Raw genomic sequence first — 15711 nt, 5'->3', positions numbered from 1 at the left:
TTATGCCCGCCCGTAAAAGGATCGAAACCGAGGAGTAACGGCGTGATGATCGCGGCTCGCCGTACGACTGTCATCCTACGGCCGTTCCGAAGAAAGCGCCCAGGGCATAGGTCACACCCGCCGCCGCGCCGCCCAGCGCCAGCTGCCGCAGCCCGCTGTACCACCAGCTCCGGGCGGTCACCCGCGCCACCGCCGCACCACACCCGAACAGCCCGATCAGCGCCAGCACCACGGCCGGCCACAGCGCCGTGGCACCCAGCAGATACGGCAGCACCGGCAGCAGCGCGCCCAGCGCGAAGCAGCCGAACGAGGACACCGCCGCGACCAGCGGCGACGGCAGATCGTCCGGGTCCACACCCAGCTCCTCGCGGGCGTGTATCTCCAGCGCCTGCTCGGGGTCGCGGGAGAGCTGCTCGGCCACCTCACGGGCCAGGGCCGGCTCCACCCCGCGCGACTCGTAGAGCGCGGCCAGCTCCTCCAGCTCGTCCACCGGGTGCTTGCGCAGCTCGCGCCGCTCCACCTCCAGCTCGGCCTGGACCAGATCGCGCTGGGAGGCGACGGAGGTGTACTCACCGGCGGCCATCGAGAAGGCACCGGCCGCGAGGCCCGCCAGACCGGTGATCACGATGGTCTGCCGGTCCACGGCGCCACCGGCCACACCGGTCATCAGCGCGAGGTTGGAGACCAGTCCGTCCATGGCCCCGAAGACGGCGGGGCGCAGCCAGCCGCCGTTCACATCACGGTGGGTGTGGTTGTCGCGGTGGGCGATGTGCGGTGACTCGGCACTGTCGATGACGGACATATGAAGATGTGCTCCCTTCGAGAAGGGTGTGGCGATGCGGCCCTCACCCCAACGGTTCGAAGGTACGCACGAATTCCCCCGCTCCGCCAGCAAGGAAGGCCGAACTTACCTCGCTGACCTGCGCAAACGCAGAAGGGCCGCCGAACCTCGAGGGGTCCGGCGGCCCGATGGACGCACGCGGGCGCGCGTCAGGGATTCTTGGTGGGCTCCGCCTCGGCGGCCACCGCACCGGCCTCGTCCGCGCCGTCGCTCCTGGCCGGGGTGGCACTGCCCGTCTCGGTGGCCGGGGCCGCTCCGGCGCCGTCCTCGGCCGCGCCGCCCTCGGCCGGGCCGTCCTCGGCCGCGGCGGGCTCCACGACCTCCTCGCGGCCCGGGGCCCGCTTCGCGGAGATCACCAGATACGCCACCGCGGCCAGGAAGACCACGACGGACGTCCAGTTGTTGAGCCGCAGCCCCAGCACATGGTGGGCGTCGTCCACCCGGAGGTACTCGATCCAGAAGCGGCCCACGGTGTACGCCGCGACGTAGAGGGCGAACGCCCGGCCATGCCCCAGCTTGAAGCGGCGGTCCGCCCAGATCACCAGCAGGGCCACGCCGACGCACCACAGCGACTCGTACAGGAAGGTCGGGTGGTACGTGCCGGCCACCCGGCCCGCGTCGGCGTCGCCGTCGATCTTCAGCGCCCAGGGCAGTGTGGTGGCCTTGCCGTACAGCTCCTGGTTGAACCAGTTGCCCCAGCGCCCGATCGCCTGGGCGAAGGCGATCCCGGGGGCGATGGCGTCCGCGTACGCCGGGAGCGGGATCCCCCGGCGGCGGCAGCCGATCCAGGCGCCGAGCGCGCCCAGCGCGATGGCTCCCCAGATCCCCAGGCCGCCCTGCCAGATCTTGAAGGCGTCCACCCAGTCACGGCCGTCGGTGAAGTACAGCTCGTAGTCGGTGATGACGTGGTAGAGGCGGCCGCCGACCAGGCCGAAGGGCACCGCCCATACGGCGATGTCGGCGACGGTACCGACCCGGCCGCCACGGGCGACCCAGCGCCGCCCGCCGTACCAGACCGCGACGAAGACGCCGATGATGATGCAGAACGCATAGCCGCGCAGCGGGACCGGACCGAGATAGATCACGCCGGACGACGGGCTGGGGATGTAAGCGAGGAGGTCCATGACAGGACCGACGCTACCGTGCCGGGCGGGAGATGCGGCAACCCACCCGGCAACGGCTGCGTAACAAGGATCAGTCGCGGGCCGCCGCGAGGACCATGCGCTTGAGCTTGTCGGGGCTCAGCGGCTTCTTGGGGTCGCCGTAGATCGACTTGCCGCCCAGCAGCACGGTCGGCGTGGAGGCGTAGCCGGAGTGGGCGAAGACGTCGTTGGACTCGCGCACCCAGGCGTCGTGCCGGCCGTCCTCGACGCAACGCCGGAAGGCGGGCGTGACCAGCCCGGGGACCTGGTCCGCGAGCTTGATCAGCCTGCCGTTGTCGGCATAGGTGTCCCGGGTCTCCTGGGGCTGGTGGCGGTAGAGCACATCGTGGTACGCCCGGAACTTCGCGGGGCCCTTGTCCTGGGCGCAGGCCGCCGCGTTCGCGGCGCGGACCGAACCGGTGCCGCCGAGGTTCCCGTCGATGATCGTGACCAGGTGGTACTCGACCCTCAGCCGGCCGCTGTCCTGGAGCTCGTGGACGGTCTTGCGGAAGACGTCCTCGAACTGCTTGCACCCCGGGCAGCGGAAGTCCTCGTAGACCGTCAGGGTCACCGGGCCCGCCTTCCCCGCCTTCCCCGCCTTCCCCTCCTGCCCGGACTTCTCCGACTTCCCCGAGGGGATCACCAGACGCCCCTTGCCGACGGCTCCGCGCGGCGGCACCAGGGCGCTGCCCGACTTCCCCGGGTCGTCGTCGGTCCTGGACGCGAACATGCCCACGCCCACCGCCGCGCCGAGGACTGCCACCACCGCCCCCAGGACGCCCAGCGTCCGCTTACGCTTCGCGCGCGCCCGGTCCCGCTCGCGCTGTTCCCGCAGGCGCTCTCGGGCGCCGCGCTTTCCCTCACGGTTTCTCTGGCTCACGCCCTCGCCTAACGAGGCGGAGGAGCACCGCTGAGCTCCTCCGCCCCGTTGTTCCCTCGAACGAGCGACCCTCTAACGGGCGGTGCGGACGCCCTCCGCCAGCTCACCCGCGAGCTCGCGCAGCCCCGCCAGACCGGCCTCGGTGTCACCCTCGGCGTCCAGCAGCCGCTTGACGAAGGCCGAGCCCACGATGACCCCGTCGGCGAACGCCGCGACCTCCGCCGCCTGCGTGGCATTGGAGACGCCGAGGCCCACGCACACCGGGAGCGAGGTGGTGGCGCGGGTGCGCTCCACCAGCGCGCGGGCCTCCTGCCCCACCGATTCCCTCGTTCCGGTGACACCCATCAGGGACGCCGCGTAGACGAAACCGCTGCCCGCCGCCGTGATCTTCGCCAGCCGCTCATCACGGCTGCTGGGCGCGACCACGAACACGGTCGCCAGACCGTGCTGCTCGGCGGCCTTCCGCCAGATCTCCGACTCCTCGACCGGCAGATCGGGCAGGATGCAGCCCGCGCCGCCCGCCTCGGCGAGATCGGCGGCGAACCGCTCGACGCCGTACCGGTCCACGGGGTTCCAGTACGTCATGCACAGGACCGGGGCGCCGGTGCGGGCGTGCACCTCCCCCACCGTGCGGATCACATCGCGGATCCGGACCCCGCCCCGCAGCGCGATGTCGTCGGCGGTCTGGATCACCGGCCCGTCCAGCACCGGATCGCTGTGCGGCAGCCCGACCTCGACGATGTCGCAGCCGCCCTCGATCATGGCGGTCATCGCGTCCACCGCGCCGTCGATGGTGGGGAAACCGGCGGGCAGATAGCCGACGAGCGCGGCGCGCCCCTCGTCCTTGGCGCCCGCCAGGACGGACCCCAGCAGCTCCAGGTTCCCGGCCATCACTTCGCCCCCTCGTCGCCCTGCTGCTCGTAGAGCCCGAAGTACCGAGCCGCCGTGTCCATGTCCTTGTCACCGCGTCCGGAGAGATTGACCAGCACCAGGCCGTCGCTCCCCAGCTCCCGGCCGAGGTCCAGGGCGCCCGCGAGCGCGTGGGCGCTCTCGATCGCCGGGATGATGCCCTCGGTCTCCGACAGCAGCCGCAGGGCTCGCATCGCCTCGTCGTCGGTGACCGCCCGGTACTCGGCGCGGCCGATGTCCTTCAGATACGCGTGCTCAGGGCCGACACCGGGGTAGTCGAGACCGGCCGAGATCGAGTACGGCTCGGTGATCTGGCCGTCCTCGTCCTGGAGGACGTAGGACCGGGAGCCGTGCAGGATCCCGGGCTCACCCTGGCTCAGCGTGGCCGCGTGCTCCCCGGTGGCCACGCCGTGCCCGGCGGGCTCGAAGCCGACGATCCGCACGCTCTCGTCCGGCAGGAAGGCGTGGAACAGCCCGATCGCGTTGGATCCGCCGCCCACACACGCCGCGACCGCGTCCGGCAGCCGCCCGGTCCGCTCCAGGATCTGCCGCCGCGCCTCCACGCCGATCACCCGGTGGAAGTCGCGCACCAGCGCCGGGAAGGGGTGGGGACCTGCCACGGTGCCGAAGAGGTAGTGGGTCCGGTCCACATTGGCGACCCAGTCCCGGAACGCCTCGTTGATGGCGTCCTTGAGGGTACGGCTGCCGGACTTCACGGCGATGACCTCGGCGCCCAGCATCCGCATCCGCGCCACGTTGAGCGCCTGACGCTGGGTGTCGACCTCGCCCATGTAGATGGTGCACTCGAGCCCGAACAGCGCGCACGCGGTGGCCGTGGCCACCCCGTGCTGACCGGCGCCGGTCTCGGCGATGACGCGGGACTTGCCCATCCGCCGGGTGAGCAGGGCCTGCCCCAGCACGTTGTTGATCTTGTGGGAGCCGGTGTGGTTCAGGTCCTCCCGCTTGAGGAAGACCCGGGCACCCCCGGCGTGCTCGGCGAACCGCTCCACCTCGGTCAGCGCACTGGGCCGGCCGGTGTAGTTGACCAGCAGATCCTCGAGCTCGGCCGCGAAGGCGGGGTCCGCCTTGGCCTTCTCGTACTCGGCGGCGACCTCGTCCACCGCGGCGACGAGCGCCTCGGGGATGAACTTGCCGCCGAAGGCGCCGAAATACCCCTCGGCGCTGGGCACCTGGCCCTCCGGGTCAGGGATGAAGAAATCAGAGGACATGCGACGTACTCCTCGATCGGGGCATCGCCCCGCAACAGGCTGGGATGGATGGGAAAGCGTGCGGCGTGCGCTCAGCGCGCTGCCGCCCGGCGCCATCGCCGCCCGTTGATCTGCCCCGGCTCGCATCCGATGTGGTAGCGCACGCGCCGCCCCCGCACCCGCCGCGCGGGCGCGCGGCAGCCCCGGGGCCGACAGCCCCGTGCCAGGCGCGCGTACGTCTCCATGGTCCGCCGATCCCGCCCCGCCGTCAGTCCCGGCCGTGGCGCAGCGCCGGATGGGCGCCCGCCGCCACCAGATCGGCGACCGCGGCCTTGGGGTCGCGCCCGGTCACCAGGGACTCGCCGACCAGCACCGCGTCCGCGCCGTCATTGGCGTAGGCGATCAGGTCGTGCGGGCCGCGCACGCCGGACTCCGCGATCTTGACGATGTGGTCCGGGATCTCCGGGGCGATCCGCGCGAAGTTCGAGCGGTCCACCTGGAGGGTCTTGAGGTCACGCGCGTTGACACCGATCACCCGGGCCCCGGCGTCGACCGCCCGGGCGGTCTCCTCCTCGTCGTGCACCTCGACCAGGGGCGTCAGCCCGATCGACTCGGCCCGCTCGATGAGCGAGACCAGCGCCTGCTGCTCCAGCGCGGCGACGATCAGCAGGATGACGTCGGCGCCGTGCGCCCGCGCCTCCCACAGCTGGTACGAGGTGACGATGAAGTCCTTACGGAGCACCGGAATGTCGACCTTCGCCCTTACGGCTTCCAGGTCGGCCAGCGATCCGCCGAAGCGCCGCTGCTCGGTCAGCACGCTGATCACGGCCGCGCCGCCCGCCTCGTAGTCCGCGGCGAGCCCGGCGGGGTCGGCGATCGCGGCGAGCGCGCCCTTGGAGGGGCTGGACCGCTTGACCTCGCAGATCACCTTGACGCTGTCGCCCTTGAGCGCCGCGACACCGTCCTTCGCCGGCTGCGCCTTGGCCGCCCGCTCCTTGAGCTCGTCGAGGGCGACGCGCGCCTGCCGCTCCGCGAGGTCGGCACGGACTCCGTCGATGATCTCGTCGAGCACACTCACCGAGCGGCCCCCTTCCGTGACGGGGATGAAGCTTCTGATCTGTACCGGGTGGGGCGGTCCACCGCGTCACCTGGCACTGCGATGGTAGCCGCCGGTAGGCCGAGGTCTCGCATCCGGTTGACGCGGACGCCCGCCACATGCACATACACAACAGCGGTCAGGGCACCAGTAGTCCCCCGAACGGGAAATTCCGGACGATTGTGAAGACCAGGGCGACCACGCCGAGCGCCCCCGCGTGCCACAGCCGCGGCGCCGGGAAGCGTCCGCGCACGCACCACACCGTCCAGCAGACGGCGAAGGCCGCGTAGCAGCCGACGGCGAGGGCGTTGTCACGCAGCGCGGCCGCCAGATCGCCGTGGGCCAGGGCATGGGCGCCGCGCAGCCCGCCGCAGCCGGGACAGTACAGCCCGGTGAGCCGCAGCAGCGGGCAGACGGGGTAGTGGCCGGGCTCCCGGGGGTCCACGGCGCCGACGTAGCCGAAGGCGGCGAGGACGCCCGCGAGCACGCCGAACGGGGCGGCCAGGCGCCGCACCAGGGGAGCGAGGGCGGTCGGCGGTGGTTCGGTCACACCGCCGAGTCTGCCCGGGGATCCACGAAGGCGCAGCTCAGGGCCGGTGCGCCGGCCTCCGTACGGCTCAGTGCCGGGTGCGGTGGAGGCGGGCACGGCCCCGGGCCGCGCCGGGGCTCAGTGCTGGGTCTGCGCCTGCGACTGCGTCGCCGTGGGCTGCGGCTGGGGCCGCGGGGGCTGCGTCTTGGGCATGCCCAGCCCGGCCGCGCGCATCGCCGCGCCGACGACACCGCCGAGGGCGATGATCACCATGCCCGCCCAGAAGCCGAGCGGGTTCGCCGCCACGGTGAACGCGCCGGCGACGCAGAAGCCGATGAAGGCGATGGTGACACCGGTCCAGGCGGCCGGGGTGTGTCCGTGGTCGTGACCCGCCATGAATTCTCCTCGTAGCTGTACGCGCCTGATCCGGCGCTCGGGGGGCGAACGCTCCCACGCCATTGTCCCCGACGCGCGAAACGCCCTTGAGCGGGGGTGGGACCTTACGGTGCGAGCCGGGACGGCGGGCGGGAGGGCGGCGCCCAGGGGCGGGGCCTACGGGGTGTCCGGCGGCCCCTGGAGCGCCGCCCCGGCCCCCGAGGTCCGAGGCGGAGCTGCGGCCCTCCGAAGTCTGGGCCACAGCCCCGGCCCCCGAGATCTGGAGCGCAGCCCCGGCCCCCCGAGATCTGAGGCGGAGCTGCGGCCCCCGGGGGTCTGGGGCGGAGCCCCAGTTTCGGGAAGGGGCGGGGAGGGGAGCAGCCCGCCGCAGGCGTCACGCTAGGCGCCGCGCTCGGCCTCCTGCCGCGCCGGGGCCTCCGTCGGGTCCTCGCCGCGGTCCAGGGCCTTCCACAGCTCCTCGGGGCGGTCCGGGTCGGAGGCGGCGCCGCCGCGCCGGGTGCGGCCCCGGCCCGCGGCGGCCGCGGTGCCCGCGCGCTCGTACCGGCCGGACATGGCGGGCCAGTGACGGCCGTAGCCCAGGGCGAGCACGCCCGCGAGCAGCAGCAGCACCCCGCCCGCCGCGGCGACCCACGGCCAGGGGGTGTACGCCACGTCGTGGATCGGGCTGTGGGTCAGCCCGCTCACCTTGGACGCCTTCTCCTCCAGCGCCGCCTTGTCGGACGCGCCGAGGGCCGAGCTGATCACGATGCCCGCGCCGCTGAGGGCGAGCAGCGCCGCGACGACGGCACGGCCGAGGCGGCGCACGGCGAAGACGGCGACCAGCGCGGCCAGGCCGACGACCGCGAGGGCACCGGGGAGCCCGGTGATGTCATCGCCGTTGGCGCTCTGCGAGAGGGATCCCTGGGCGACGGAGGCGGTGCCCTCGGCCCACTTGCGGCTGGTGGCCAGCAGGACGAGGGCGGCGCCGAGCGCACCGGCGAGCAGGGCGATGGCAAGGCTGCTTCGGCGGCCGCGCGCGGCGGGGGCGGAGGGCTCGTGCTCGGCCCTGGGCTGGGGTACGGCTGCTGCAGTCACGCCTACCACTATCCCCCACCCGGGTACGGGGTCGTTCCCGGGTGGGGGACAGGGGACCTACCGGGAAGTACCGGCTGCGGAAACCACGGGGCGTCCGGCGGATGCGGGGTATCCGATCCGCCGGACAGCCCCTACCGTCCCAGCCGGCCCGCCGCGTGCACCGCCCGCAGCACCGCCGCCGCCTTGTTGCGGCACTCCGCGTCCTCGGCCACCGGATCGGAGTCGGCGACGATCCCGGCGCCCGCCTGGACGTACGCCGTGCCCTCGCGCAGCAGCGCGGTGCGGATGGCGATCGCGGTGTCGGAGTCGCCCGCGAAGTCGAGATAGCCGACACAGCCGCCGTACAGCCCGCGGCGGCTCGGCTCCAGCTCCTCGATGATCTGGAGCGCCCGCGGCTTGGGGGCACCGGAGAGGGTGCCCGCGGGGAAGCAGGCGGTGAGTACGTCGAAGGCCGTACGGCCCTCGGCGAGGCTGCCGGTGACGGTCGAGACGATGTGCATGACGTGGCTGTAGCGCTCGATCGACATGAAGTCGACGACCTCCACGCTGCCCGGCTCGCAGACCCGCCCGAGGTCATTGCGCCCGAGGTCGACGAGCATCAGGTGCTCGGCCCGCTCCTTGGGGTCGGCGAGCAGTTCCTCGGCGAGCGCGGCGTCCTCCTGCGGAGTGGCCCCCCGGTGGCGGGTGCCGGCGATGGGGTGCAGCATCGCCCGGCCGTCCTCGACCTTGACCAGGGCCTCCGGGCTGGAGCCCACCACATCGAAGCCCTCGAACCGGAAGAGGTACATATAGGGGCTCGGGTTGGTGGCGCGCAGCACCCGGTAGACGTCGAGGGCGCTGGCCGAGCACGGCGTCTCGAACCGCTGCGAGGGGACGACCTGGAACGCCTCGCCCGCGCGGATGCGCTCCTTGATGTCGTCCACCGCCGCCTTGAAGTCCTCGCCGCCCCACAGTGCGGTGTACTCGGGCAGCTCGGAGTCGGGCAGCGCGGCGGGGTCGGTCGCGACGGGGCGGACCAGGTCGGCGGCCATCGCGTCGAGCCGGGCCACGGCGTCCGCGTACGCCTCGTCCACGCCCGTGTCGAGGTCGTTGTGGTTGATCGCGTTGGCGATCAGCAGCACGGTGCCGTCCCAGTGGTCCAGCACCGCGAGGTCCGAGGTGAGCAGCATGGTCAGCTCGGGCAGGCGCAGATCGTCCCGCCCGTGCTCGCCGACCTTCTCCAGGCGGCGGACGATGTCGTAGCCGAGGTAGCCGACCATGCCGCCGGTGAACGGCGGCAGTTGGACCAGTCCCCCGAGGTCCCGGGGGGTGTGCAGGGCCTCGACGGTGGCGCGCAGCGCCTGCAGGGGGTCGCCGTCGGTGGGGACGCCGACCGGCGGGGTGCCCAGCCAGTGGGTGCGGCCGTCGCGTTCGGTGAGGGTGGCGGCGCTGCGGACGCCGACGAAGGAGTAGCGGGACCAGGAGCGGCCGTTCTCGGCGGATTCGAGGAGGAAGGTGCCGGGGCGCTCGGCGGCCAGCTTGCGGTAGAGGCCCACGGGGGTGTCGCCGTCCGCGAGCAGCTTGCGACTGACGGGGATGACGCGGCGGTCGGCCGCCAGCTTGCGGAAGGTCTCGAGATCCATCGTGACAGCGTCCTGGGTCTGGGGCTGGGGAGCCCGGCGGGGCACGGGGGCTGGGGGCTGGGGCTTGGTTGGGGTGGTGGCCGGTCCACCGGCCGGTCTACGGACCGGTCTACTGGTCGGTCCGCGGGCCGAGCGGGAGCTCGTCGGCGTCGAAGCAGGTGCGGTCGCCGGTGTGGCAGGCGGCGCCGACCTGGTCGACCTTGACGAGGACGGTGTCGGCGTCGCAGTCGAGCGCGACGGACTTGACCAGCTGGACATGGCCGGAGGTGTCGCCCTTGACCCAGTACTCCTGGCGGCTGCGGCTCCAGTAGGTGCAGCGGCCGGTGGTGAGGGTGCGGTGCAGCGCCTCGTCGTCCATCCAGCCGAGCATCAGCACCTCACCGGTGTCGTACTGCTGGGCGATGGCGGGCAGCAGGCCGTCGGCGCCGCGCTTGAGGCGGGCGGCGAGGGCCGGGTCGAGGGCGGAGGGGCGGTCGGAGCCGGTCATGCGACCATTCTGCACGTCCGGAGGGGGGTCCCCGCGAATGATCTCTGCCGGACCGGGGGCCGGGCCGGGAAACCGGGCTGGGAAACCGGCCGGTAGGCAGGGCCCGATGGGCGGATTGTCAGTGGAATGGGGCATGCTTCGGGCATGACGTTCCCGCCGCCGTCGAACGACCCCAACCGGCCTGGAAACGGCGGGGGGTTCGGTCCGCCGCCGCAGCCGTACCAGCAACCACCACAGCCACAGCCCGCGCAGCCGCAGCAACCCGCGCAGCCTCCGCAGCCGCAGCAACCCGCGCAGCCTCCGCAGGCGCAGCAGCCGCAGCAGGGCTTCGGGCCGCCGCCCCCGGCGGACCAGCCCGCGCAGCCCGGTCCGCCCGCGCAGCCGAGCGGCGGTTTCGGCCCGCCCACCCCACCGGCCCTGCTGCCCGGCGGCCCGCCCCCGGGCGCACTGCCGCCGGGGCCCATACCTCCGGGGGCGCTGCCGCCCCCTCCCCCACCGCCCGGCACCGGCGGCTCCAAGGTCACGGCGATCGTCATCGCGGCGGTGGTGGCCGTGGCGGTGGTCGTCGGCGCGATCGTCATCGGGACGAAGGACGACGGCGGCAAGGAGACGTCGGCCGACGCCGGCCCGTCCGCCTCGGCCTCGGACCGCCCCCTCTCCTCGCCCTCGGACGCCGAGTCGTCCGCCGCCCCGTCGGGCTCGGAGGACCCCGGCGAAGGCGCGCCGCTGGGCGGCGGAAGCGAGGCCCCCGACGGGGACCCGGGTGCCTCGGAGTCGGCGGCCCCGGACGCGTCGGAGTCCGGCGCGCCCGGTGACAAGGTGCCGTATGTGGTGCTCGACCCCGGCCAGTGCTTCGACCACCCGGCGATGGACAGCAGCGTCACCAAGGTCGAGAAGCGGTCCTGCCACGGGCCGCACGACGGCGAGGTGATCGCCAATGAGACGCTGAGCGGCGACTTCTCCACCGAGAAGGCGATTCAGACCAAGGCGCTGGCGCTGTGCGCGACGGATGCCAAGAAGCGGCTCAAGAGCGTCCCCAACGACGGCCGGATGTATTACTACTACGCGCTGTACCCCGCGCTGGGCACGTACTCCATCCAGGGCGAGGACCAGGTGTCCTGCGCGCTCACGCTGAGCGCCGGGCGCGACGGCAAGAAGCTGAGCAAGCCGCTGCCGGGGTAGGGAGCGTCCGACGGATCGTGACGCCTGCGGCGGGCCACGCGGCGGAGCCGCATATCGGTGCTTCCCCCTCCCCGCCCCTTCCCACAACTGGGGCTCCGCCCCAGCCCCCGGGGCCCAGGGGCGAAGCCCCCACCACGCGGGCGCAGCCGACCCGCAGCGCGGGCGGGGCCGGCCCATAGCGGGCGGAGCGGCCTCGCCGGGGCGCGCGGCGGCGCTCCTCGTGGCAGTGGGCGGGCCCCGGTCGTAGGGTGGACGCATGTCCACTCACGCGAAGCGCGAACGCCTGCTCCTCGCCGACCTCTTGAACGGCGCGGGCCCCGGGGCCCCGACGCTGTGCGAGGGCTGGAGCACCCGCGATCTGGCGGCCCATCTGGTGGTCCGCGAGCGCCGCCCCGACGCGGCCGCCGGGGTGCTGGTCAAGCCGCTGGCCGCGCGGCTGGCCCGGGTGCAGGAGGAGTTCGCGGCGCGGCCGTACGAAGAGCTGCTCCAGCTTTTCCGCACCGGTCCGCCGCGGATGTCGCCGTTCGCGCTGAAGCAGGTGGACGAGGCGGCCAACAGCTTCGAGTTCTACGTCCACGCCGAGGATGTGCGCCGCGCCCGCCCGGACTGGACGCCGCGCGAGCTGGACCCGGTCTTCGCCGACACGCTGTGGTCCCGCATCGAGCGCGGCGCCCGGATCTTCGGCCGCCGCTCCCCCGTCGGCCTGGTGCTGCGCCGCCCGGACGGCCGTACGGCGGTGGCCCACCGCGGCACCCCGGTCGTCACGGTCACCGGCGAACCGGGCGAGCTGGCGCTCTTCCTCACCGGCCGCCAGGAGGCCGCCCGGGTGGAACTGGAGGGCGACAAGGAGGCCGTGGCCGCGGCGCACGAGGCCAAGCTGGGCATCTGAGACCGCGAAGCGTCCCCGCCCGCCGGGCAGGCGGACGGGGACGACGCGAGGGAACTCCCTAACAGGTCTCGCGAACGTAGCCGTCCTCGCCCGCCGGAGAGACGCCCTCGTCCCGCCGGACGACGCTGAGCCGGTCGCCCCAGCCCTCGCACGCCTTGGCGAAGCCCTCGTCGCCGTACTCGACCACCACCACATGGTCGTCGTACGCCTTGGCGAACTCACCGCACTCGTCGTACTCGCCGCACTCCTCGACCACCGCGAAGTCCAGCCCGGCCGCCTCCCGGTCGGGGAGGAGCTCCGCGGTGTTCTTCTGCGCGATGGCCAGCCCCTGGGCGTGGGCGTGCTCCGACAGCAGGGCCATGAACGCCTTGGCGTGAGCGGTGGTCAGCAGCTTCTTGGAGCGTTCGTAGCTGTCGTAGTTGTCGGGCTCGACGGCGTCGAAGCCCTTGTCGGCGCAGCCGTCGATCCACCCGTCGACCTTGTCCGCCACGCGCTCGCGCTTCTCGGCGGTACGGAGGTCGAGCAGCGGTTCCTTCCACTTGGTGTCGATGACGAGATCGCCGTTGCGGTCGCGCAGCAGCAGGTCGTCCGGCCACTGGTCGCGCTCGCCCGGCTGGACCTGGAAGGCGTTGACGTAGCAGATGTTGTACAGACCCTTCGCCGGGGAGTCCCCGCGGTCGCGGCTGACGATGTCGACCCCCTTCGGCGGGGTGTACGCCCCGCCGATCTGGTAGTCGAAGCCACCGTGGACGGGCGGCAGCGCCACTTCGGACGCGCTGGCTCCCGAGGACATGGACACGGCCACGACGGCGGCCGCCGCGGCGGCGGCCGTCACCACCGACCCGAGGGCCCAGCGGCGGCGAAGGCGTGCGGCATGGCTGGCTGGCATGAAAGCTCCAACACTCGCGGGTAGCGTCCCCGCCTCGGATGGCATCCGCCGTCCTGGCGACTGTGTCCGGGCTCGGGACCGGCACCGGGTCCCCTACCGGCTGGGCGCACCTCTTGCTCGGCACGGGGCGGTACACCGTGCGGCTGCTGCGATCAAAGCGGGCCCCGGCAACGACGTCAAGTCGGCCGCCCCGCTGGACCGGAAGGCGTCACGTCGGCCGCCCCCCGGACCAGATCCGCTGGAGCGGCCGGTAGTCGATCACCACGATGCCCTCCTCCGCCAGCAGTTCGCGGGCCCGCGCCGACGTCAGGAACGCGTGGTCGCCGTGGCGCACCCGCCACCCGCCGCCGGGCTCGGCGGCCCGCGACCGGGCGTCGTCAAGACCGGGGTGGACCGCCCACTCGCTGAGCCCGGGCGGAAGAGCGCGCAGCAGCTCGGCGTAGCGGGCCGCCTTACCGTCGATGTCGAGGGCGAAGCTGTCCAGGAAGTCATGGTCGGTGACCGGCAGTCCTCGCCCGCGCGCCGTCCGGCGGCCGCCGTCGAGCCAGACCCGCACCGCCAGTCCGTACTCCCCCGCCAGCGCCACGGTCAGCTCGAAGACGTCCTCGCGTCCGCCGTCGGCCAGACAGTGCCAGTCCAGATGAGTCGGCGTCAGTCCCGCGTCGGCCACGGCCTCGATCTGGGCCCGGAACTCCCGCTCGACCTCGTCGGGACGCGCCCGCGCGAGCAGCTCCTCCCGCCGGTCGGCGGTGAAGAGCTCGCCCCGCTCGTCCAGCAGCGACGCCACCGTCCCCCTCGCGCTCAGCGGTCCCCATCGGAGGTGGTCCGCGTCGCGGACCAGCGTGAGGTGGATGCCGAACGGGATGTCCGGCCGCGCGCGCAGCATCCGCAGGGCCTGCGACGCCCCCGGGCACGGCACCATCAGGCTGCAGGAGCTCGCGATCCCCTCCTCGATCGCGTCGATGACGGCGACGTTGACCGACTCGTGCATGCCGAGGTCGTCGCAGTTGACGATGAGCACCCGCGCGTCCGGCGGGAACCCCAGCAGGTGACTCGACGTGGCTCCATCCATGCCCTCAGTGTGAGCCGCCGTCAGCGATCGCCGTACGGATTTTCCGCCCGCCCCTCCTGGACGGCCCGCTGGACGGCCCGCTGGGCGGCCCGCCCCTACTGGGCACTCGCGGCCGGGCGCACCACGATCTCGTTGACGTCGACCTCGGGCGGCTGCCCGACGGCGTACGCGATGGCGTCGGCGATCGCGGAGGCGGGGATGGCCACCGAGCGGTACGTCTTCATGGCCTCGCGGGCGCTCGGGTCGGAGATGGACTCGGCGAGTTCGGACTCGGTCACGCCCGGGGAGACCAGGCTGACCCGGATGTCACCGGCCGACTCCTGGCGCAGCCCCTCCGAGATGGCGCGTACGGCGAACTTGGTGGCGCAGTACACCGCCGCGGTGGGCGACACCTCGTACGCACCGACCGAGGCGATGTTCACGACATGCCCGGCGCCCTGCTCCTTCATCACCGGAAGGGCCGCGGCGATGCCGTACAGCACACCGCGCACATTCACATCGAGCATCCGGTCCCACTCGTCGACCTTCAGCGCCTCGAGCGGCGAAAGCGGCATCACCCCGGCGTTGTTGACGATCACATCCACCCGTCCGAACCGCTCCCGGGCGGCCGCCACGAAGGCCCGCATGTCGTCGGCCGCGGTGACATCCAGCCTCTGGTACGCCGCGCTGCCGCCCTCGGCGGTGATCTCCCCGGCCAGCTCCCCCAGCCGCTCGGTCCGGCGCGCTCCCAGATAGACCCGGTGCCCGTCGGCGGCGAGCCGACGCGCGGTCGCCGCCCCGATCCCGCTGCTGGCCCCGGTGATGAGCACGACCTTGCCGGTCCCGGTCATGGCGTTCATGGCGTTCATGGCGGTATTCCTTTCCGTCCTGGTGCCGCTCTGTCCTGCCCCCCCCCGAGTCTGCGCAGGTCAGAGCCCCCGTACCAGGACGTGCTCCTCCTGGGTGCGACACTCCCGGTCAGCGCCTCGTGCTGGGCGGGGCCGGCTCCGCCACCGCGGGGACACGAAAGGGAGGGCACAGACGATGGGCCGACAGCACACCTACCGCGCCACCGTCCGGTGGACCGGTAACACCGGTTCGGGGACGAGTGGTTACCGGGACTACGGGCGGTCGCACGACATCCTCGGCGAGGGGAAGCCGACCCTGCGGGGCAGTGCGGATCCCGCGTTCCTGGGGGATCCGGAGTGCTGGAACCCGGAGGAGTTCCTGCTGGCCTCGCTCTCGCAGTGCCACATGCTGACCTACCTCTCCGTATGCGCCCGGGACGGGGTGACGGTCACGGCGTACGAGGACGTCGCCACCGGGGTCATGGAGGAGGCGGCCGGGCACAGCGGGCGCTTCACCGAGGTGGTGCTCAATCCGGTGGTCACCGTCGCCGACGAGGCGATGCTGGAGCGGGCGCGTACGGCGCACAGGGACGCCCATCAGACGTGCTTCATCGCGAACTCGGTCAACTTCCCCGTCCGCCACCAGCCGGCCGTCCGGGTCGGCTGAG

Annotated in this window: 18 protein-coding genes; 3 read left to right on the top strand and 15 right to left on the bottom strand. The window is 73.0% G+C overall.

Annotation, left to right across the window (positions count from 1 at the left end; translation table 11 throughout):
* Window positions 1-70: 70 nt before the first annotated feature.
* The 12 genes from ACZ6TD_RS34625 to hisI form a co-directional block, all read right to left on the bottom strand.
* Complete coding sequence (locus ACZ6TD_RS34625; RefSeq protein WP_471344494.1) at window positions 71-802, bottom strand: VIT1/CCC1 transporter family protein; 732 nt, start codon at window positions 800-802, stop codon at window positions 71-73.
* A 188-nt stretch (window positions 803-990) separates the two neighbouring features.
* On the bottom strand, window positions 991-1965 hold the full coding sequence (gene lgt / locus ACZ6TD_RS34620; protein WP_471344492.1) for a prolipoprotein diacylglyceryl transferase: 975 nt from the start codon (window positions 1963-1965) through the stop codon (window positions 991-993).
* 70 nt (window positions 1966-2035) lie between these two features.
* Window positions 2036-2863 carry a DsbA family protein gene (locus ACZ6TD_RS34615; RefSeq protein WP_471344490.1) on the bottom strand — a complete coding sequence of 276 codons (828 nt, stop codon included), beginning with the start codon at window positions 2861-2863 and terminating at the stop codon, window positions 2036-2038.
* A gap of 72 nt (window positions 2864-2935) precedes the next feature.
* Window positions 2936-3754 carry a tryptophan synthase subunit alpha gene (gene trpA, locus ACZ6TD_RS34610; protein WP_471344488.1) on the bottom strand — a complete coding sequence of 273 codons (819 nt, stop codon included), beginning with the start codon at window positions 3752-3754 and terminating at the stop codon, window positions 2936-2938.
* On the bottom strand, window positions 3754-5001 hold the full coding sequence (gene trpB, locus ACZ6TD_RS34605; protein ID WP_471344487.1) for a tryptophan synthase subunit beta: 1248 nt from the start codon (window positions 4999-5001) through the stop codon (window positions 3754-3756). The genes trpA and trpB overlap by 1 nt, the downstream gene beginning before the upstream one ends.
* A 71-nt stretch (window positions 5002-5072) precedes the next feature.
* A complete protein-coding gene (trpM, locus tag ACZ6TD_RS34600) occupies window positions 5073-5225 on the bottom strand; it encodes a tryptophan biosynthesis modulator TrpM (RefSeq protein ID WP_369075658.1) in 153 nt (50 codons plus the stop codon).
* Between the two features lie 23 nt (window positions 5226-5248).
* Window positions 5249-6058 carry an indole-3-glycerol phosphate synthase TrpC gene (gene trpC, locus ACZ6TD_RS34595; RefSeq protein ID WP_137977522.1) on the bottom strand — a complete coding sequence of 270 codons (810 nt, stop codon included), beginning with the start codon at window positions 6056-6058 and terminating at the stop codon, window positions 5249-5251.
* A 157-nt stretch (window positions 6059-6215) separates the two neighbouring features.
* Window positions 6216-6626 carry a DUF2752 domain-containing protein gene (locus ACZ6TD_RS34590; protein WP_471344485.1) on the bottom strand — a complete coding sequence of 137 codons (411 nt, stop codon included), beginning with the start codon at window positions 6624-6626 and terminating at the stop codon, window positions 6216-6218.
* Between the two features lie 117 nt (window positions 6627-6743).
* The gene (locus ACZ6TD_RS34585) at window positions 6744-7001 is read right to left on the bottom strand and encodes an HGxxPAAW family protein (RefSeq protein ID WP_471344483.1); all 258 of its coding nucleotides are present in this window, start codon (window positions 6999-7001) and stop codon (window positions 6744-6746) included.
* A 378-nt stretch (window positions 7002-7379) separates the two neighbouring features.
* Window positions 7380-8075 (bottom strand): TIGR02234 family membrane protein, encoded by a 696-nt coding sequence (locus ACZ6TD_RS34580; protein ID WP_471344481.1) that lies wholly within the window; start codon window positions 8073-8075, stop codon window positions 7380-7382.
* 131 nt (window positions 8076-8206) lie between these two features.
* Window positions 8207-9697 (bottom strand): anthranilate synthase component I, encoded by a 1491-nt coding sequence (locus ACZ6TD_RS34575; RefSeq protein ID WP_471344479.1) that lies wholly within the window; start codon window positions 9695-9697, stop codon window positions 8207-8209.
* A 109-nt stretch (window positions 9698-9806) separates the two neighbouring features.
* Window positions 9807-10184: a phosphoribosyl-AMP cyclohydrolase gene (hisI, locus tag ACZ6TD_RS34570; protein ID WP_191067856.1), complete on the bottom strand. Its 378-nt coding sequence runs from the start codon at window positions 10182-10184 to the stop codon at window positions 9807-9809.
* Window positions 10185-10328: 144 nt separating this feature from the next.
* Between hisI and ACZ6TD_RS34565 the strand changes: the two genes are divergently transcribed.
* Window positions 10329-11366, top strand: a complete 1038-nt coding sequence (locus tag ACZ6TD_RS34565) for a hypothetical protein (RefSeq protein WP_471344477.1) — start codon at window positions 10329-10331, stop codon at window positions 11364-11366.
* 256 nt (window positions 11367-11622) lie between these two features.
* A complete protein-coding gene (locus ACZ6TD_RS34560; protein ID WP_471344476.1) occupies window positions 11623-12255 on the top strand; it encodes a TIGR03085 family metal-binding protein in 633 nt (210 codons plus the stop codon).
* 58 nt (window positions 12256-12313) lie between these two features.
* Here the strand turns inward: ACZ6TD_RS34560 and ACZ6TD_RS34555 are convergent, their stop codons facing one another.
* The 3 genes from ACZ6TD_RS34555 to ACZ6TD_RS34545 all read right to left on the bottom strand — a co-directional run bounded on the left by ACZ6TD_RS34555 (window position 12314) and on the right by ACZ6TD_RS34545 (window position 15055).
* Window positions 12314-13144: an endo alpha-1,4 polygalactosaminidase gene (locus ACZ6TD_RS34555; protein ID WP_471344474.1), complete on the bottom strand. Its 831-nt coding sequence runs from the start codon at window positions 13142-13144 to the stop codon at window positions 12314-12316.
* A gap of 208 nt (window positions 13145-13352) precedes the next feature.
* Window positions 13353-14216, bottom strand: coding sequence for a polysaccharide deacetylase family protein (locus ACZ6TD_RS34550; RefSeq protein WP_471344472.1), 864 nt, complete (start codon window positions 14214-14216; stop codon window positions 13353-13355).
* A gap of 95 nt (window positions 14217-14311) precedes the next feature.
* Window positions 14312-15055, bottom strand: coding sequence for an SDR family oxidoreductase (locus ACZ6TD_RS34545; RefSeq protein WP_471358292.1), 744 nt, complete (start codon window positions 15053-15055; stop codon window positions 14312-14314).
* Window positions 15056-15239: 184 nt separating this feature from the next.
* Between ACZ6TD_RS34545 and ACZ6TD_RS34540 the strand changes: the two genes are divergently transcribed.
* On the top strand, window positions 15240-15710 hold the full coding sequence (locus ACZ6TD_RS34540) for an OsmC family protein (protein ID WP_471344471.1): 471 nt from the start codon (window positions 15240-15242) through the stop codon (window positions 15708-15710).
* Window position 15711 lies beyond the last annotated feature (1 nt).

The organism is Streptomyces yongxingensis, assembly GCF_055597465.1.
Note: the sequence above shows the minus strand (reverse complement) of the source record. Positions and strands in the feature narration are given on the sequence as shown.